14 protein-coding genes are annotated in these 17,940 nt (G+C 59.5%); 7 read left to right on the plus strand and 7 right to left on the minus strand.

The genetic code is table 11. The features are described 5' to 3' along the window. The 3 genes from QW379_10115 to QW379_10125 form a co-directional block, all read right to left on the minus strand. Positions 1-779: DDE-type integrase/transposase/recombinase (locus QW379_10115; protein MEM2870748.1), on the minus strand; the 779-nt coding region annotated here is incomplete at its 3' end. A gap of 376 nt (positions 780-1,155) precedes the next feature. Continuing rightward, entirely contained in the window at positions 1,156-1,335 is a 180-nt protein-coding gene (gene spt4 / locus QW379_10120; protein MEM2870749.1) for a transcription elongation factor subunit Spt4, read from the minus strand. Beyond that, positions 1,332-1,955: a DNA-directed RNA polymerase gene (locus QW379_10125; protein MEM2870750.1), complete on the minus strand. Its 624-nt coding sequence runs from the start codon at positions 1,953-1,955 to the stop codon at positions 1,332-1,334. Before QW379_10125 ends, spt4 begins: the two co-directional genes overlap by 4 nt. A gap of 84 nt (positions 1,956-2,039) precedes the next feature. Here QW379_10125 and QW379_10130 point away from each other — a divergent pair, with 84 nt between their 5' ends. Continuing rightward, positions 2,040-4,610 carry a tetratricopeptide repeat protein gene (locus QW379_10130; protein MEM2870751.1) on the plus strand — a complete coding sequence of 857 codons (2,571 nt, stop codon included), beginning with the start codon at positions 2,040-2,042 and terminating at the stop codon, positions 4,608-4,610. Between the two features lie 127 nt (positions 4,611-4,737). Here the strand turns inward: QW379_10130 and rpsJ are convergent, their stop codons facing one another. Both rpsJ and tuf read right to left on the minus strand, forming a co-directional pair. Next, complete coding sequence (gene rpsJ, locus QW379_10135; GenBank protein MEM2870752.1) at positions 4,738-5,055, minus strand: 30S ribosomal protein S10; 318 nt, start codon at positions 5,053-5,055, stop codon at positions 4,738-4,740. Positions 5,056-5,086: 31 nt separating this feature from the next. Next, entirely contained in the window at positions 5,087-6,352 is a 1,266-nt protein-coding gene (gene tuf, locus QW379_10140) for a translation elongation factor EF-1 subunit alpha (protein ID MEM2870753.1), read from the minus strand. A 311-nt stretch (positions 6,353-6,663) separates the two neighbouring features. Between tuf and QW379_10145 the strand changes: the two genes are divergently transcribed. Continuing rightward, complete coding sequence (locus QW379_10145) at positions 6,664-7,773, plus strand: DNA double-strand break repair nuclease NurA (protein MEM2870754.1); 1,110 nt, start codon at positions 6,664-6,666, stop codon at positions 7,771-7,773. On the opposite strand, the gene QW379_10150 is transcribed toward QW379_10145, so the two are convergent. Further along, entirely contained in the window at positions 7,770-8,411 is a 642-nt protein-coding gene (locus QW379_10150) for an MBL fold metallo-hydrolase (protein ID MEM2870755.1), read from the minus strand. The genes QW379_10145 and QW379_10150 overlap by 4 nt on opposite strands. 162 nt (positions 8,412-8,573) lie before the next feature. Between QW379_10150 and QW379_10155 the strand changes: the two genes are divergently transcribed. The 3 genes from QW379_10155 to QW379_10165 all read left to right on the plus strand — a co-directional run bounded on the left by QW379_10155 (position 8,574) and on the right by QW379_10165 (position 14,795). Continuing rightward, entirely contained in the window at positions 8,574-12,725 is a 4,152-nt protein-coding gene (locus QW379_10155) for an MMPL family transporter (protein MEM2870756.1), read from the plus strand. A gap of 152 nt (positions 12,726-12,877) precedes the next feature. Next, entirely contained in the window at positions 12,878-14,350 is a 1,473-nt protein-coding gene (locus QW379_10160) for an amidohydrolase family protein (protein MEM2870757.1), read from the plus strand. Between the two features lie 19 nt (positions 14,351-14,369). Next, positions 14,370-14,795: a hypothetical protein gene (locus tag QW379_10165; protein ID MEM2870758.1), complete on the plus strand. Its 426-nt coding sequence runs from the start codon at positions 14,370-14,372 to the stop codon at positions 14,793-14,795. Between the two features lie 174 nt (positions 14,796-14,969). Here QW379_10165 and dcd read toward each other — a convergent pair whose 3' ends face one another. Next, positions 14,970-16,094 carry a dCTP deaminase gene (gene dcd, locus QW379_10170; GenBank protein ID MEM2870759.1) on the minus strand — a complete coding sequence of 375 codons (1,125 nt, stop codon included), beginning with the start codon at positions 16,092-16,094 and terminating at the stop codon, positions 14,970-14,972. Positions 16,095-16,282: 188 nt separating this feature from the next. Between dcd and QW379_10175 the strand changes: the two genes are divergently transcribed. Together QW379_10175 and QW379_10180 are read left to right on the plus strand one after the other, a co-directional pair. After that, on the plus strand, positions 16,283-17,065 hold the full coding sequence (locus QW379_10175; GenBank protein MEM2870760.1) for a 16S rRNA methyltransferase: 783 nt from the start codon (positions 16,283-16,285) through the stop codon (positions 17,063-17,065). Next, positions 17,025-17,708, plus strand: a complete 684-nt coding sequence (locus tag QW379_10180; protein MEM2870761.1) for a hypothetical protein — start codon at positions 17,025-17,027, stop codon at positions 17,706-17,708. The genes QW379_10175 and QW379_10180 overlap by 41 nt, the downstream gene beginning before the upstream one ends. Positions 17,709-17,940 lie beyond the last annotated feature (232 nt).

Consider the following 17,940-nt stretch of genomic DNA (forward strand, 5'->3'; position numbering starts at 1 on the left):
AACGCCCTTCTCTTTGCAGGCCACATCTTCCTTATGAACGCCTGGAACGGCGTCTCGCACTCCTCGAGCCTGAGGCTCCAGTGCGGCCTTCTGTAGTTATAGTAGCTTAATGCCTTCTCAAGCCCCCCGAAGTGCCGGATGAGCCTCATCATGGTTCCAGCCGCCTTCTCCACTTTCCCGTTGGATTGAGGATGCTTCACCCTGGCCTTCACATGTTCTATCCCGTTCTCCTCGAGCCATTTCTGGAACTCGTTCAATCCCGGTTCCGCACAGCTCTCTCTTGGTAAGGATGTGAATTGTGTTCCATGGTCGGTCATGAGCTGCCTGGGCTTGCCATAAGCTGCCACAGCCTTTTTAAGAGTTCTTAGACTATTCTGAGCGGTGGCATTTTTATATGAGCCGGCCCCCACCAGCAGCCTTGAAGCGTCGTCCTCTATAAGAATTACATACGCACCCCCAATCTCGACCCAGTCAGCGTGCCAGAGAGAGTTGCTGTGCTTCCTCTCATACCGGACCCACTTCTGGCGTCTCTGCTTCCTGGGTTCATCTTTTGCCAGTCCATTCTCTTTAAGGATCCTGTGAATGCGGTTGTGTGGGATATGTATCCCCTCCTCACCCTCAATTGCCTTCTCCAGGGTGAATACTCCGGATGCTGGATGCCTGGCTCTTGCCCTCATTACATACTCCCTCTCTTCATCAGTGATTAACTTAGGGGATGCGCCGGGCTTTTTAGGATATGGATATTCGCCCCTCTCCCTATACCGCGGTAGAGCTCCCATACCCAGCGTTCCGATATCTTCTGTATCCTTGCAAGTTGATATGCAGAGGCCTCACCCTTTTCCATCTCCCTGATGAGCCATCTGAGCTTTCTCCTTGTGAGCTTCCGCATGTATTGATATGGTTTTAGGGCTCTTATATTTGCCGAGAGGAAGTTATTTCGGAATTCGACAGTTCAATTTAACAAGCAGCGGTGAATTAGCACGCGAATGAATTATGAATTTGAGTCATTTATCATTTATCCATGCGTGGTGAGGCCCCAGAAGAGCTCGGGTTGAAAGGATGGGAGGGAATGATGACAAGAACAAGGGAGGGCAGCGAGGCGGGGATGTCAGGATTTGAGGACTGCAGGACAGCGCGGCCCACCCGCCTGACGCCTCATCTGACCTTTAGTGCATAGGTTCCATTGGCGGAAACGCCGATCTGCTTCGCTATCTCGGACTTTGTGTAGTCGATTATGATTGCGTAGCCCTGCCACTCGCGGGAGAGGGCTCCTTTGCACCGGGGGCACTCCTCCCCCTCCTCGACAATCAGATGGCACTGCTTGCACGCCTTCATTTGCTTTTGACCCCCTTCTCCTTTTTCTTCTCGCCCTTCTTCTTCTCCTCTTTCTTCTCCTCAGTCAGCCACTCCAGCTTTCCGAGACCCGGCTGCCTCATCGTCAGACCGATTTTGCTCTCACGCGGGGTTCTCTCGTTAATGCTCATCGTGACGATTCGCGCTCTAACTAGATCCCCGACTTTGAGCTCCCGCTTGGTGTCCTTGCCCACAAGCCTGTTCGAAGCCTCGTTGACCTCGACCCTGTCGTCCATTATCTGGCTGATGTGGAGGAGGCCGTCGAGTGGACCGATATGAATGAATGCTCCGAACTTCATTACCTCGCACACCTGGCCCAGCACGACCTCTTGAACCTCGGGCCTGAATACGAGGGCGTCGTAGACCACTTTTTGGTAGACGGCGCCGTCACCGTGGATTATGCGCCCAACGCCAACGGGGGATATGTTGGTAGCGATGACCGTGAGCTCGCCCCGCTCGAACTTGCCCTCAAAGTTGCTCCTCGCGAGCTCCTGAATCACCTTGTCCATATCCTCTCCTAGTCTGTCCGGAGGTATCCGGACGGTGTCTTCGCGCCGCACAATTTTGTACATCGACTCTCCCCGTCGCTGGCCTGAAGGCATAAGCGATGATGTATTTAAATGATATGGGGTGGCCGGAGCGGCCTGTCTGCAAAGTTCATATAGATTTATTGCGATGAAACACCCGTGGGGACGCGGCTGAGTGCTCAGGAGCGAATTATCCTCCACCTCTATGACTTCGTCCGCTTTGAGGAGGAGGCTTACGCGCCCTATGCCGTCTCGCAAAACGGCATCGCCGACAGGACCGGAATTCTGAGGAGCCATGTCCCCCGGACAGTGAAAAAGCTGATGGCCCAGGGATTAGTTAAAGAAAGGCTCTCACGGGTCAGGGGAGGGGGGAGGAGCAGGAGGGTTTATTTCCTGACCTGGGAGGGGCAGCTCGCTGGACGGGAGCTTAGAGAGAGGCTCGAGAGGGAGCCGGTCGCTCTTGCCTCCCAGTCCGGGGCTATCGAGGCGACTGCGGGCGATGTAGTGTCGAAATGCAAGAATGCGGGGCTGCTCGATGTTCTACTTGCGGCAGAGGCGGGGCCCATAGACCCCCAGACATTAAGGGGTAGAACCCTAAGGGAGGGGCTGGTGGAGCGGCTGGAGGGGGCCCCCTCTCCAGCACCATTTTTCGGAAGGAAGGACGAGCTGCGCGTGCTAATGGAGTGGCTCGAAGGGGAGGCGCGCGTGGTCAGCATCTTCGGCCCCGCGGGGATAGGAAAGAGCAGCCTTGCGCTCGAGCTGCTGAGGCAGTTGAAGGGCAGGCGGCACGCCCTATGGCTCGTCGTCCATGAATGGGACACGCTCCAAGGCATCGTCAGGCCCCTCAGCGCTTTCCTCTCCGCAACGGGGCGAAAGAAACTCGCCGCAGCTCTAGAGGCCCCCGGCCCGCCCGAGCTCTCCCAAGTCCACGAGATTCTGGTCGGCGAGCTCGGAGGCCTCGAGGCAATAATAGTGATTGATGATCTGCAGAAAGCGTCGCCCGAGCTGCTTCGAGGTATCAGGGCGCTGGTGGACGCGGTCCTTCAGACCCGCGGCCCGCGTCTGCTCCTGCTCAGCAGGGAGAGGAGGGAGCTTGCCGGAGCCTCACGGGGGGCCCCGGACCGGGTGAGGGAATTGGCTCTCGGCGGTTTGGACGAGGAGAGCGCCCTCTCGCTCCTCGGCACCTCCCTCCCGCCTGATGAGAGAAAGGCGGCGCTCGAGGCCGCTGGAGGCAACCCCCTCTATTTGCAACTTCTCGCGAAGAGCGGCATAGGTGCGGGCAAGGGGGCGCTCATGGAGCACATCAAGAGGGAGCTGCTGTCGACCCTGAGCGAGGAGGAGAGAAAAGTGCTTGCGGCGACCTCCGTCCACTCCTCGCCAGTTCCTGCCCCCGCCCTAATCTGTGATGGGGCCGGACCGGACGCGATCGACTCACTGCTCGGGAAGGGCATTCTGAGGGTCTCCTCCGATGGTCTCTATACCATGCACGACATCCTTAGAGAAATCGTCCGCGCCCGCCTGAGTCCCGCAGAGAAAAGGGTGGTCCACCTGCGCGCCGCACTCCACCTCCTCTCCTCAAAACCGCTGAAAGAGGAGGCGGCGCTCGAGGCCCTCTGCCATCTAATAAACGCCGGGGATAAGGCGAGGGCGGTGGAGGAGACGCTGAGACACGGCGAGAGGTTGCTGGAGACCGGCTTCTGCGGACCCCTTTTGAGCGAGGTGCTGAAGGTGATTGAGGAGAAGGACTGCGGGCAGGGGCAGTGGCGGGAGATTCTCCTCCTCAGGGCGAGGGCCCTCGCTGAGAACGGGGATAGGGACGGCGCTCTCAGGGACTACGCCGGCGTGGCCTCAGGCGGCGACGCCCTGGCCGCCGCGGCCCTCCTCGGCAGTGGCCAGATTCTCGAGGAGAGGAGCGACTGGGAGGGCGCTGAAAATGCCTATGCAAAGGCTGCCGAGCTGGACGAGGGCCAGAGGGACGCAGCCCTGCGGGGGTGCGCAAGGGTTGCCTGGAGGCGGGGCAGGTGGGAGGAGGCGCAACGCCTCTTTAACGAGGCGCTCAGGCTCGCTAAGCGAAGGGGGCGGAGGGCGCTCTCTGCGTCCATTCTGACCGATATGGCCAATCTTGAGAGCGACCGGGGGGCGACGGAAGAGGCGCTATCGCTCTACAATCGAGCCCTCCGAGTTCTAGAAGAAGAAAGGAACCGGAGGGAGGCCGCAAGGGTCCACAACAATTTGGGGGCAGTGCTTTTCTACGAACAGCGCTGGGAGGAGGCGCTGGAGCACTACCAGAGGAGTTTAGAGCTCTCGGAGGGGTGCGGGGACGTTTCGACGAAGGCCTATGCCCTGTCTAACATAGGCCAGATCCTGGCGCGCAGAGCGGAGGAGGAGAGGGCGCTAAGGTATCTGGATGAGTCCTCCAGAATCTTCGAGAGGCTCGGGGACGAGTACATGGTCTCGACCAATCTTCTCGCGAAGGGAATTCTATATCGTGCGCTCAGGGACTGGGAGCGCTCCGATGCCTTCTTCAAGCAAGGAATTCGTCTTCTCGAGAGGCTTGATATACCCAAAGAACTCGCGGAAGCGGAGTTCGAGTACGGGCTCATGCTGAAGGAGAGGGGAGACGGGGCGGCGGCGAGGAGGAGGCTGGAGAGCGCGCTGGCGACCTATAGGAGGCTGGGGGCGGCGAAGGAGCAGAGTAGGGTGGAGGGGGAGCTGAGGAAGCTGAAATGAGCCTCATGAGGCTGCCAGAGGTCACGGGAGCCCTCGCTCCCGGATATGGCCGGTTGGCGAGCTTCTTCTGACCCCCTCTCCAGCCGGGGCTGAGAATTCGGTGCCGCTTAGAATATAGGTGCTCGATTCAGCTCCTCAGCACAATCTCTATGTTCACCCCGTCCGGGACGGATATCCTCATCAGCTGCCTGAGGGCCCTCTCGTCCGGGTCGAGGTAAATCAAGCGCTTGTGTACCCGCATTTCCCAATGGTCCCAGGTGTTGGAGCCCTCGCCGTCCGGGGACTTGCGAACTGGCACGACGAGATGCTTCGTCGGCAGGGGTATGGGTCCGGCCATCTGGACGCCGGTCCTCTCGGATATCGTCTTGATCTGCTGGCAGACGGAGTCCACCTTCTTCGGGTCCGTGCCCGTTAGTGATATTTTGGCCTTGGGTCCAGCCGGCAAGCGCAGCACCTCAAGAAAACAAAGTGGGAAACTACTTCTTCTCCACTTCCATGACCATCCCCGCCGCCACGGTGATTCCCATGTCCCTGATGGCGAACTTGCCGAGAGGTGGGAAGTCCTTGGCGGTCTCCACGACCATCGGTTTCGTCGGCCGGACCTTAATGACCGCGGCGTCACCAGTTTTGATTGTGGTAGGGTTCTGCTCGATGACCGTCCCAGTCTTCGGGTCGAGCTTCTGGAGGATGGCCTCGATTGTGCACGCAACCTGCGCGGTGTGGCAGTGGAACACGGGCGTGTAGCCGGCGGTGATGACGCTCGGGTGGTTGAGGACCATGATACGGGCCGTGAAGCTCTTGGCCACTGTCGGCGGGTTGTCGACGTGGCCGACAACGTCTCCCCTCTTCACATCCTGCTTCGATATGCCCCTCACATTGAAGCCTATGTTGTCGCCAGGAACTGCCTGCTGGAGGGCCTGGTGGTGCATCTCGATGCTTTTCACCTCGCCGACCTTCCCCGATGGCATAAAGATGACCTTGTCATTGGGCTTGAGCACGCCTGTCTCCACCCGGCCCACGGGAACCGTTCCAACGCCGGTGATTGTATAGACATCCTGCACGGGAATTCTCAGTGGCTTGCCAATGGGCTTTTCCGGCACCGTGAAGCCGTTCAAGGCCTCGACGAGTGTCGGGCCCTTGTACCACGGCATCTTGTCCGATCTCTTCGCAACATTGTCCCCCATATAGGCGCTTATCGGTACGAAGGCAATCGTATCGGTCTTGTAGCCCACGTTCTTCAGGAGGTTCACGCAGGCGGTCTTCGTCTCTTCATACTTCTCCTGCTTGTAGTCCACAGCGTCCATTTTGTTTATTGCCACGACGAGCTGGGGGATGCCCAGAGTCCGGGCGAGGAATATGTGCTCCCGTGTCTGCGTCTGAGCGCCCTCGGCGGCCGAGCACACGAGAATCGCCCCATCGCCCTGGCTCGTGCCCGTTATCATGTTCTTAATAAAGTCCCTGTGTCCAGGGCAGTCGATGATAGTGAAGTAGTACTTGTCGGTGTGGAAGGGCTTGTGCGCCACGTCGATTGTGAGACCCCTCTCCCTCTCCTCCTTCAGCTGGTCCATCACCCAAGCGAACTCGAAGGTGGTCTTGCCCTTGGCGGCGGCCTCTTCCTTGTATTTATCTATTATATATTGTTGGATGTGGCCGGTGTCAAGGAGGAGCCTCCCTATCGTCGTTGACTTGCCGTGGTCGACGTGCCCGATGAACACGATGTTCAGGTGCGGCTTCTCTGCCATCTCCGTTTCCTCCTCTCCGAGGTGCCCTCCCCATAACCTTGCCCATTTATATGCCTTTTGCCAATTTATCGAGAGAGCCATCGCCCTGATATCGCGCGCCATCGGCCATCAGTGGCCTCCCGAGTCACGGGGCAGTGGTGTGGTTTCCTATCTCTCCTACCGGAGGGCGCACCAAGGGCGCGCCCGTTGAGCCACTCTTTTCGACGGGGTTCGAGCCCCGTAGGGAGAGATACCTCAGCGCTCTGGGGCCTCAGAAGAGAGGGGTGGCCCCGAACCATCAGTTATATCACCGGGCGCCGGAATTCAGGCCCATGCTTCCCGAAGCACTAAGGAGAGCTGCGGAGATTTTGGAGAGGGGAACAAGGGAAGTGAATCCGGGCGTCCCGGAGTTTGGGGACCCGCGCTATCTCCCGGTTCCTTTCAACGCGTCCGGCTTCCACGCGATTCCAGAAACCGAGCCATCCTCCTGCGTCGGATATGTGGATGGAGGGAACCAGGAAATCTTCCACTCCCCCGACCTCTCGGTCCAGCTCGTCAGGGTCTGCTCGGTCTTGTTCAGGGGCGGAGAGCGCGTCCGGGAGCGAGTGTTTCCAGCGATTGTCGAGTTCGTTAGCGTTGCGAGAGCGGGCGTGGAGGGTGAGGATATATCCTACTCCGCAGAGCTGATTCCCCTCGACCCTCCTTTCGAGCCCTTTCTCCTGGATAGCGGAAGCCTGGTCTTCAGCTCCTGCGACAGCTCGCTCACAAACCGGGGCTTCCGCGCCGACATCTCTGTCGTCGGGGCGGCCGCGAGGCGCTTCGCGGAATGGGTCGTGCTCTCAAAAATAATCGAGGAGGAACTCCGGCCAGGAGACATTGCGGTCCGCGACGGGACCCTGCAGACCGCAGTCAGGAACGAGGCCTCCTCGGCCCGTAGGGCATTCGAAGCCGCTCTTGAGAGAGGGGTCACGCTAGCGGCTCTCGCCAAGACCTCGACGCTCTTCACCTCTACAGGAATGTCCCTGATGGCGGCAATTGAGGAGCTCTCGCACAGCTGCGGAGTGGGCTCCGAATGTTGGTACTACCACCCTATCGTCCAAAACAACCATCCAGAGCACCGCGCCGAGATCTTCGCCTGCCGGCTCCACAAATCATCAAAGCACGTATTCAGGGCTGAGATTCTCAGGGAGCAGGCCAAGAATATGAGCACAGCGGAGGTTTCGCGCGTCTTCGCCGAGCTCCGGGGGGGTTCGAGGGACCTTTCTTTCCCCGGCTACCCCTATGGTCTGGTGGAGGCCGACCGGATGGCGCGGGTCGCGAGGGGAGAGGCGGAGGTTCTGAGGGCACTCCTTGCGTCCGCGCTGGGCGAGCTCGGAGCATGGGAGAGGCTGCGGAGGCGCCAGAGCGCCACCGATGCCCACGAAATCCTTGATCTCATCTAGAGCGAGAAGACCCAGACCGTCAGCTCTTCCGGGAGATCCGGCACCTCGAACTCGATTTCGTTGCCAACGTTGACGATTTCGGCCTTTCCACGAGCCTCGGCCAGGAATGGGTCCACGGTCTTTATCGAGAGCGAGAGGCCACCGACGCGGTAGTGCATGGGGACCGCCACGAGAGGCTGGATTCTCGTCACGACCTCCCAGGCCCTGACAGCGTCGATTGTGAAGACATTCCCCACGGGCACGAAAAGGATGTCAACTGCCCCGAGGGCCTCAAGCTCTCTCTCGCCGGGAATGCAGCCAAGGTCTCCGAGATGGACGAAACGGAGGCCCTCCATCTCTATCTTGAAAAGCACAACCTGCCCCCTCTTCTGACCCTGAACGTCGTCGTGGAAGGATGGAACCCCGAGAATCTTGACCTTTCCATCCTCGTAGCTTCCGGGCTTGTCGTAGACCCTGCTCCCGGTCCCCCGCACTGTCTTCACGCTATTATGGTCAAAGTGGTCGTGAGAGACAAGGATGATGTCCCCTTTGACTCTCGGTGGCGGAATGCCGATGTACTTACCGTCGTGGGGGTCGGTAACCACAGTCTGGCCGTCGGAGAGCTCGAAGCAGGCATGGCCGTGCCAGCGAATTCTCATTCGTGATCCCCCGGTACAAAACACAGAGGCCGCTAATAATCTTTTCTGGAATTTTATAGTCTCAAGATACAAACGATTGTCAGCGGGACCGCAATACCCATATACCCCGTCCTGAATTCAGCAAAAAATCCGGCGGAGAAGTGCCGGGGAAGGGGTGCGAGGATGGTGTTCAGGGGGCTGGCGGACAGCGTGGTAAAGCACCACAGAAAGATTATCGTGGCCTGGCTCGCACTCATGATTATCTCCGTACCGCTGGCGATGAAGCTCAACGAAGTTCTGGTATACGAGGAAACCAAGGCGGCGGGCGAGGAGATGAGGGCAGAGTCGATCACGGCGGGAGAGATAATCGAAAAGGAGTTCCCCGGCGCCCGAGCTAACTCGAGCGTGATAATCGTGCTCACGGGAGACGTCTCCACTCCGGCGGCGAGGGATTTCCTGCTGGATGTGGAGAGAACCTCCCTTTTGGGAGGCCGCGTAAAAACGATTGAGAACTTCACCTCAATATACTCCATCTATCGGCAGGTGATGGAGCGGAGCGCCCTCGAGCTCCCTCCGGTTCTCGGCGCCCTCGAGGCCAATTTGACCTCCGTGGCCTTCATGATTCAGCTCGCGGGCTTCTGGGGCGGAGTCAATGGCAGCCTTTTCCTAGTTTGGGGCGCGCCGGCGATGTTCGCCCAGCTATGGGAAAATCTCAACCAAAGCGCCCTCATGATTTATGGAATTCCATTCCTCTACCAACAGACCTATGAGGGCACAAGAGCGACCACTATCCTCATCTATGGTAGTCCCGCGGCGCTCCTCGAGGCCTGGAGTTCGCTCTCTGCCATCCCGGATATTGAAGAGCGGAACCTCCAGGCCTTCAACCTGAGCTGGGCGGGGCTTAACTCCTCCATTCAAGACGAAGAGCAGAGGGAGCTCGTGCGTGGCTATCACTCGGCAGTGTTCGGGTACTGGAAGGAAAGCTTCAACGCCTCCAACGCCTCTGTGTATCTGGACAACTCCACCCCTCCGGCGGTCAGGGCCCAGAGCGCCGCGCAGGCAGTGGCGCCGATTTACTTTAATTTCACCTCCCCCTCGAACGAGACCCAGCTGGCGATGAGGGCCGTGCTGAATTCCTTTAACGTATCAACCTTCAGCGACCCACTTGCTATCGGCCGGTACACAACTATACTCGCCTGGCAGCTTATTCAAGCCGGGCCCGCCGGCTCCTCCGTTCCCGCGCAACAGCTCCAGCTAATGAGGGGCTACTACGACGCTTTCGCGGAGGGCTGGGAGGCCTCTTGGCTCAACTCCTCCCTGGACGGCTCCACCACCCTCGAGAGGGCCGCCGCGCTCACGGCACAAATAGCTCCCGCCTACTTACGCACAGCCTTCGCCGGCGAGCCAATGGCGCTGCAGCTCGGTCTTGCGGTTCTCCAATGGCTGAACCTGAGCACGTGGACCAGCCCTTATCACATCAGCGAGCTGGCCAACAGCACATTCACCGTTCAGCTCCGCCAGACGGTAGCGGATATGGGCCTTCCCGCGGAGATGCTCCATACCCTGGAGGGCTACTACTCCTCGTTCTATCAGGCCTGGATCACCTCCCTATCGAATGTATCCCTCTTGGGCGCGCCAGCGGCGACTAGGGCCGAATGGGTGGTCCATCAGGTGGCGCCGCAGTTCATCGCCCGTGTCTCCGAAACCAACGCCACGGCCGGGGCGTTTATGGCCGCCGCCTACGCATCCTTCAACATCAGCACCTGCACCGACATAACCAACCTCACAAACCGCCTCACCGGAGCCGCCCTCGTCGCAGTCAGGTCGTCAATGGAGGGATACATCGCTTCGGGCCGCCTCCACGAGAGAGTGGCCTCTGCGGTCAGGGCCGGTCTCGAGACCTTCGCGAGCATCTGGAACAGGACCTTCGACCCCAATGACCCCCTCTATCTCCCTCCTTCTGCCCCCCTTGAGAATAGGACGGAGCTCGCCATCGGCCGCGCCAGCGCAGGCCTCTTTGGGTCGAACGGGACGGGGGGCGGGGCCTTTCCTCTCGACATCACCTCCCTCTCGGACCCTTCGCGCGCCCGCAACGCCTCGATAGACCTCTTCCTCGCGGGCTTGGGGGGCCGAGTTGCCATAAACCGAACATTCCTTGCCGAGCTCTACGAGGAGCTCGGGCCGCTGCCCGACCCCGCGCGTGCTCGGGAGCTTGTCGCCGGAGTCATCAACTCGAGCGTCTTCGGCGACTACCCCGTCAGATTGCCTCGAGAGATAGAGAGGAGCTTCGTCAGCCCGAAGAACACGACTATGATAGTGATGGTCACCTTCGGGACGAAGAGCAATCAGGTTCTCAGGGAGAACATCGCGGAGCTTAGAAGCATTCTCTCGAAGGGGAGGGGCGCCGCTGGAGTCCGAACGTATGTGACGGGAAGTCAGGCGATGGGCCTAGAGCTGGAGGAGCAAGCCTTCCGGGATGTTGAGAGGATAGACCCCGTGACAGTGGGAATAGTGTTGATTCTTGTCGGGCTGTTCTTCTTCTCCGTGCTCGCTCCCTTCTTCCCGTTCATCGGGATCGGCGTGGCGCTACTAGCGAGCCAGACCCTGCTTTTCATTGTCGGCACCCTGATTGCGAAAATCCACTACAGCACCAACATCCTGCTCTTCGTGATTCTAATGGGCACGGGCATGGACTACGCGATATTCATCTTGGCCAGATATCGGGAAGAGAGGAAGGAGGGGGGGAGTAAAGAAGAGGCGATACGCACCTCCGTCACTTGGGCAGGGGAGAGCATCGCAACCTCCGGTTTGGCGGTGATGATAGGCTTCGGTGCAATGGTGCTCAGCGACTTCGCAATGATTCGGACGATGGGCTTGGTTCTGGCGATGGCGATAGGCATAGGAATTCTGGCGGCCCTGACATTCGTTCCCTCGGTGCTTATGATTGTGGGTGACAGAATCTTCTGGCCTTCTCGCCCCGATGGACGCGGGTCGGCCCCCACGGGTTCCTCCGGTCCGGAAGAAGCCGGCGCCGGAAGCAAAGGAGAAACCAAAGGAATTAAGGGCGGAGCGGAGCCCGGCCCCCCTGGAAAAGAAGGAAAGGTGCCATATTTTACCAGCGCCGTCAGATTCTCTTTGAGACGCCCCTGGACCGTGATCGGTGTCTGCACCATCCTCTTCATACCCTCCCTCTACCTCCTCCTCGTTATGGAGCCGAGCTTTGACTTCTTCGAGGGAATGCCAAGGACGGAGGCGACGGAGGGCATCGATGCGATGGCCGAGGGCTTTGGAAGGGGGGAGGTAATGCCATCTCAGGTTGTGGTTCAGTTCAGGGAGCCGGTCTGGCTCGGTAACAATACCTACAATACGACCAGGCTGGACTCGGTGGACGCCCTGAGCCGTGCCCTCGAGAACATAACGGTGGTTGATGAGAGGGGAGAGAAGGTTCGGATCATCCGTTCAGCCACCCCCTCGAGTTATTACCTCGGGCAGAGGGTTGACCAGATAGACTGGAGGGTCTTCGGCGAGGAAACAAAGAACTCCACCCTTGCAGGCGCTTTCGGAAAGAGCAACCGAACGGTTCTCATCACGCTGGTGTTCGACAGGGAGCCTCTGAAAAAGGAGAGCCTAGAGGCTGTTCCGGTCCTTCGGAGCAGAATCTCGGAGATAAGGGCTGCGGACCAAGCGCTCTCTGAAGCGAGGGTTCTCGTCGGGGGTACCACCGCCGGCATGTACGACATCCGCAGAATCATCGACGACAGCATGGCGGAGATGAGGGTTTTGGTAATCATCGGCATCTTCGTTCTGCTCCTCATCGTTCTCGGCTCTCTCCTGATTCCCGCCACAGCGATTCTCTCCGTGGGCATCGGCATCGCCTGGACAATCGCCGCCACAATGGCAGTGTTCCAGTTCTGGGGCGGGACGCACGTCCTCTGGCTCGTGCCCCTCATCCTTTTCATCGTCCTGATGGGCCTGGGGATGGACTACAACATATTTTTAATAACGAGGGTCAGAGAGGAGGTCGGGAAAGGGAGGACGCACGAGGAGGCGATTCAGCGCGCCGTGGAGCGGACCGGCGGCATAATAACCATCTGCGGACTCATAATGGCTGGGGCCTTCGGCTCGATGATGCTCTCCACGCTGGGGCTGCTCCAGCAGTTCGGCTTCGCCCTATTTCTGGCGATTTTACTGGACACATTCGTTATAAGAATCTACCTGATGCCTGCCATTCTTAAACTTGCCGGCAGGTGGAGCTGGTATGCCCCAGGGCCCTTGCAGAGGGTAAGGATAGGGCCCGACGGCCGAGGAGGGGAGGTGCGGAGGAGGAAGGGCTGAGGAGCGAGAGAACTTTTTTTTTGGCTGGGGCCCAGCAGAGAATAGTCCAATGGAAGAGCGCTAGGTAGACCTTTCATCCGTCCCAAGTGGGAACAGTGATGGAACGGGGGCATTAATCAAGCATATTAACCACGGGAGCAATTACGGCCTCGATGGAACTCGTCATCGAGGGGCGGGCGCTCTACGAGGGCCGCTTGCAGGAGCTCGCGATTGGAGTGGATGGAGGCCTAATCTCCAAAGTCGGGAAGGTTCTCAGAGGGGAGCGGGTGCTCGACTTCGGGGACAACATAATCCTGCCCGGGGCCGTAGACGCCCACGTCCATCTAAGGGAGCCAGGGCTCACCCGGAAGGAGGACATCGCCACCGGAACCACCGCCGCTGCGTGCGGTGGCGTGACCACTGTTCTCGAGATGCCTAATACCATCCCTCCGGCCGCCTCCATCCCCGCGATTAGAGAAAAGGCCGGAATCGCTTCGAGGAGGGCTTGCGTGGATATCGGTCTATTCGCGGGCTTTACCGTGGATAGCCCCCCCGTGGAAGCGGCCTCCATGGTTGTGGGCTACAAACTCTACATGTCCTCAGCAACAGAAGCGCTTCTGATTCGTGACTACTCCTCAATCCCATCCTTGCTGGCCGGAATCTCTGAAACGGGAAAGCCCATGGCTGTGCACGCCGAGGACGAGACCATTATCCGCCGCCTGGGGCTGCTCCCCAAGAATCTCAGAGAGCACAGCGAATCCAGACCGCCCGAGGCAGAGACTGAGGCGGCCCGGAAATTCATCGAAGCCCTCGGAAAAGGTCGGGGGCATATCTGTCACCTGAGCGCTGGCGGGACGCTGGAACTCATCGGGAGAGCTCGGAGCGGGCAGAGGGGAAATGGTGGGGAGAAGAAGGATGGGGGCGCTGGAGTGCCCGGGCGCATAGAAATGGAAGCGCCCGGAAAAGCGGAGGCCGCGGAGGCCGAGCACGCGGAAGGAAACGGCCACCGAGAACCCGCATCCAAGTTGCTCACCTCCGAGCTCACGCCCCACCACCTCCTTCTAGACGCTGATGACCATGCATCGCTCGGGGCGCTGGCCAAGACCAACCCCCCGGTAAGGGGGAGGGCGGAGAGAGCTGCTCTCTGGAGGGCTTTTCTCGATGGAAGCGTGGATATTCTCGCATCCGACCACGCCCCCCATCTCGAGGAAGAGAAGGACACGAGTTTCGCGGACGCTCCCGCGGGGGTCCCAGGAACCGAAACAATGGTTCCATTGATGATAGCGCTGGCGAAGAAAGGGAGGGTTCCACTCCAGCTCATTGTCGCAATGGCCTGCTCGCGCCCCGCGGAGGTGTACGGAATCAATTGCGGAAAAATCGCTCCAGGAATGCCCGCCAGTCTTGCTGTATATGACCCCACTAGCGCCTCCGAGATAAAAGGAAAGAAGCTACACTCCAAGTGCGCCTGGAGCCCCTTCGAGGGCTTCGAGGCGATTTTCCCGAGAGCCGTCCTTCTCCGGGGAGAGCTGATCGTCGAGGGGGGTGAGCCGGTCGTGTCGCCGGGTCAGGGGCGGCTCGTGGGAAGCGGCCGGCCTGAGCCGTCTCAGCCCCCCTTCGGGGCGAAACCATCAATAGACCGAATGTGATTGGGGTTCGGGGAGAGAAATGCCGGTGCGCGATATCGAATTCATCTCCATAGAGGGGAGGCGGTTCACGAAGAGGAAGGAGGTCATCGGGCACGTGAAGATAGACACCAACAGCACCGTGACCCTGGTAACGGAACTCAGCCCGACGGAGGCCGACGTGGACTTTAGACTGGCGATAAGCTACGGGAGCCTTGGAATGATGAAGATAGAGGGCAGGCTTATTTTCGAGGGAGATGCCGCCAGCCTTTCGAGGGAGTGGCACGCGAGACACAGTATGCCAACGGAGATGGCCAACGAGATACACACTTCGATCCTCCAATCCTGCATCCCAGAGACAGTTCTCCTAGCCAAGGAGCTCGGCCTCCCTCCCCCAATTCCGCTTCCCAAGGTCAATATACAGGAGCAGAAGAGGGCAACCTCGCCCTCGAGCATGGAGGTGGCCTGACCAGACGGGCGCCTCCGCAAATGGCAGGTTGGGAGCCCTCTCCACCCGAGAAATAACGGTGCCGGGTGATTGGGCCCCAGCCCTCCCCTCGATGCGCAGAATTCGTGAAATCCGCCCGGAACACCCCTTCCCTCATCTTGTTTGCTCCTCGTCCGACTCACATTTCTTCTGTGTTCAGCGCTCCATCGTCGCGCTGGTACGAGGTGTCCGTGTCTCTTCCGAATCAGCGCACGAGGACTCATGGACCTTCCACCGGCCCCCCGTCTCCAGCCGTGGAACTGGAGCAAGTCGCCGCGCGAGGGACAGGAGCCTCTTCCGGCGCTCAGGAGTGATTCTGAAACAGTCTCTGGATGGGCACTCGGGGTCGAGAACGGCCTCGCGAGTTTCCACTTCTAAGACCACGGGATAAAGTCTGCAGCCCTCGGGTCTGTGAGGATAAATTGAACAGATGCCGCCCCGGAGGAAGAAGCAGGCGCCGTTCACATTGCGAAGCCTGGTCCAGCCCTTGGTCGATATAATGAAATCCTCCCGCCGGAACCCGAGGGCCTCTATCCTCTCAATGTCATCGGACGTCAGGGGCATCTCCGTCCCCTCGCAACACCGGGAGCACTCGACGGCCAGGCATATCGAGCCATTGCCCTCCGGCTCCGGGGCCGCGCAGCAGGTCCCACACTCCCTCTGAGTTCCCTCCACGGTGCGCTCCAGACTCGCCCTACTCTTATGAATTCCCCCATGGCGCCTCTCCGCTCTCTCGCTTCCACTTCTGCTTGTCAGTCCATTGCCTGCTTCCTCCCCGAAGGCTCTATGCGCCCCTTTGGGCGGCCGGGGCTCCAGGGTGATCCCTTTCTGGTTCTGGAATCTTCCCGAGCGCTCCGAATAATCCTTCATAGCGGGCGTTCCGAGGCGCTCTACCACGAGCTGGCAAAAGCGCTCCCCGATCGGAAGCTCGAGCTCGGCAGAGGAGGCATTGAAGGCCGAGACCGTTAGGTTGCCGGCGAAGCCCGCGTCGACCTTTCCAAAGCTCGCCAGCACACCCCTGCGTGCGTACCCCGACCTCAGCCAGAGCTGGGCAGCGAGCTTTTTTCCCAGCCGCACCCTCTCCCGCGTGCCGACGACGAACCAGCTCATGGGAGCAACTCTCGCGACGCCTCTCCTGACCTCTTCCCCGCTCGAGGGCAGGAGAACAGCCTCTATTGTAAGGTCGTAGCCGTTGGGGGTGAGGTTTCTCTCGTCAAAGGGAGCGATTTCCAGCTCACCCTCCTCAATTGCCCTCAGTATTTCCGCGTCGGAGAGCAGCATTCTACCTAGGGGGTAACGGAGCGACGGTTTTTACCTTTTTGGGAGACGCTCCCCGGGAGTCCGTCGGGGGGTCGTAGGGGTTGTCGGCCCGATTGAGCCGTTCAGCGGCCCCAAACCGGAAATGAGATGGAAGCGGCAATGTTTTTATCCAGCGCCGCGCTTCGCAGGGCCGAGGAAAAGAAGGTGTGATGATGCTCGACCTGATTCTGGCCGACTCGGAACTCGAGCTCGTGCCCACGTCAATCGCCGGCCACCCCGCCTGCGTCGCTCACGCGCGCCGCAGAAACAGGAGGGCCTCCGACACGCTGCTCGACAGCACGTTGCACCACCCGGCGCTGAGGAGGCTTCCGGATGGTAGGAGGCGCGGAAGACCGGACATCGTTCATTTCTTTCTCCTGACCGCGCTCGACTCCATCCTCAACCTCGAGGGAGGGCTAAGGGTCACGGTCCACACCCGGAACGACCTTTTGATTCGTCCGAGGCCCGACACTCGCCTCCCGAAGAGCCAGAGCCGCTTCTACTCCCTGATGGAGCAGCTCTTTCTCGAGGGGAGGGTACCGAAGGATGGTGAGCCGTTGATCGTGCTTGAGAAGGGAAGCCTGAAAAAGGCCGTTGAGGACTCGGGTGCGGAGAGAGTCGTGGCTCTCTCGCCCCAGGGAAGGTGCATTGACTCTAGGGTTTACTTCTCAAGGCAGAGGGGAAAACATCTGGCGTGCATTATAGGTGGATTTCCAGATGGCGACTTCCTCAGCCCTGTCTCTGGGATAGCGGACGACGTCGTGTCGATATCGCCTCATGTTCTGAAGGTCTGGACTGTGGCTTCAGAGGTGCTTGTGAACGTGCGCGAGAAGATAACCTGCATGGGACCCCAGCGACATGTAGATAAGGCTCTAGCCCCAATCACAGGAGCGCGGGACGAGAGGGAGGGAGATGAGCGAGAGGAAGATTCGAAAGCTCACAGAGATGATTGAAGAGGCAAAGAAAGAGGTCCTAGAGCTCGAGGGCCGGCTCGAGAGGGCTAAGAAGAGGTGCGACGAGGGGGAAATCACGAAGGCCGATTTCTCGAAAGCGAGGATGGAACTCTCGAATCGAATTCGGGGCCAGAGGAGTAGGATAGTGAGACTGGAAAAGGCGCGGCTAAACCTTGAGAGGAAGATGAGAGAGGAGGCTGAAGAGAAAGAGGCAGAGGCGAGGAAGAGGGAGGAGCTCAGGGCTGAGAGGCGGAGGGAGAGGGAGAAGGAGAGGCGGAGGCGCCTCAGATTGATGGAGGCTGGGGAGATTGAGAAAGGGACGGAGAAGAAAATTGAGGGAGAGGCGGGTGGGGAGGTGACGGAGGAGGGGGAGGAGGCTAGGAGGAGAGAAGATAATCGTAGTGAAGGATTTGAAGGGGAGGAAGCGGAGGATGCCGCGACGGGCGAAGGGGAGGCCGAAGGGCGGGGAGAGGGAGATGCTGGACTAGGTGGGGAAGAGGGCCAAAGGGGCGCGGGAGCGCAGGGGGCTGAGGGGGATGAGGGGGAAGGGATTGAGAAAAGCGGGGAGGGAAAGGTGGTGGATGGGAAGGGGAGGGAAAGGAAAAAGGTGAAGAGGGGATTTTTATCCCTATTTAAAAGATGAAGAGATGACCGCCGACAACCGGAGATACGTGAATGGAGAAATCTAGCGGTTCCTCGTCGGCTCATCTTGGAGTGGACCACAGGGGCGGGCCTCAGGTGACTATAAGAATATCAGGTTTTCGCGCGAGTTCTGAGGAAATGCTGGATGAGTCTCCTGCCGAGCTCCCTGAAAGCCTCCTCCACATTCTCGCCGGTCTTGGCGCTGGTCAAGACATAAGGGCATGAGTACTTCT

Source organism: Thermoplasmata archaeon, assembly GCA_038851035.1.
Classification (GTDB): Archaea; Thermoplasmatota; DTKX01; order VGTL01; family VGTL01; genus JAWCLH01.

What these genes read in the sequence shown, in the direction of transcription:
- QW379_10155 (MEM2870756.1), top strand. Translation starts at nt 8,574, where the DNA reads ATGGTGTTCAGGGGGCTGGCGGACAGCGTGGTAAAGCACCACAGAAAG.
- tuf (MEM2870753.1), bottom strand. Translation starts at nt 6,352, where the DNA reads ATGGCAGAGAAGCCGCACCTGAACATCGTGTTCATCGGGCACGTCGAC.
- spt4 (MEM2870749.1), bottom strand. Translation starts at nt 1,335, where the DNA reads ATGAAGGCGTGCAAGCAGTGCCATCTGATTGTCGAGGAGGGGGAGGAG.
- QW379_10145 (MEM2870754.1), top strand. Translation starts at nt 6,664, where the DNA reads ATGCTTCCCGAAGCACTAAGGAGAGCTGCGGAGATTTTGGAGAGGGGA.
- dcd (MEM2870759.1), bottom strand. Translation starts at nt 16,094, where the DNA reads ATGCTGCTCTCCGACGCGGAAATACTGAGGGCAATTGAGGAGGGTGAG.
- QW379_10150 (MEM2870755.1), bottom strand. Translation starts at nt 8,411, where the DNA reads ATGAGAATTCGCTGGCACGGCCATGCCTGCTTCGAGCTCTCCGACGGC.
- QW379_10160 (MEM2870757.1), top strand. Translation starts at nt 12,878, where the DNA reads ATGGAACTCGTCATCGAGGGGCGGGCGCTCTACGAGGGCCGCTTGCAG.
- QW379_10180 (MEM2870761.1), top strand. Translation starts at nt 17,025, where the DNA reads ATGAGCGAGAGGAAGATTCGAAAGCTCACAGAGATGATTGAAGAGGCA.
- QW379_10165 (MEM2870758.1), top strand. Translation starts at nt 14,370, where the DNA reads ATGCCGGTGCGCGATATCGAATTCATCTCCATAGAGGGGAGGCGGTTC.
- QW379_10175 (MEM2870760.1), top strand. Translation starts at nt 16,283, where the DNA reads ATGATGCTCGACCTGATTCTGGCCGACTCGGAACTCGAGCTCGTGCCC.
- QW379_10125 (MEM2870750.1), bottom strand. Translation starts at nt 1,955, where the DNA reads ATGCCTTCAGGCCAGCGACGGGGAGAGTCGATGTACAAAATTGTGCGG.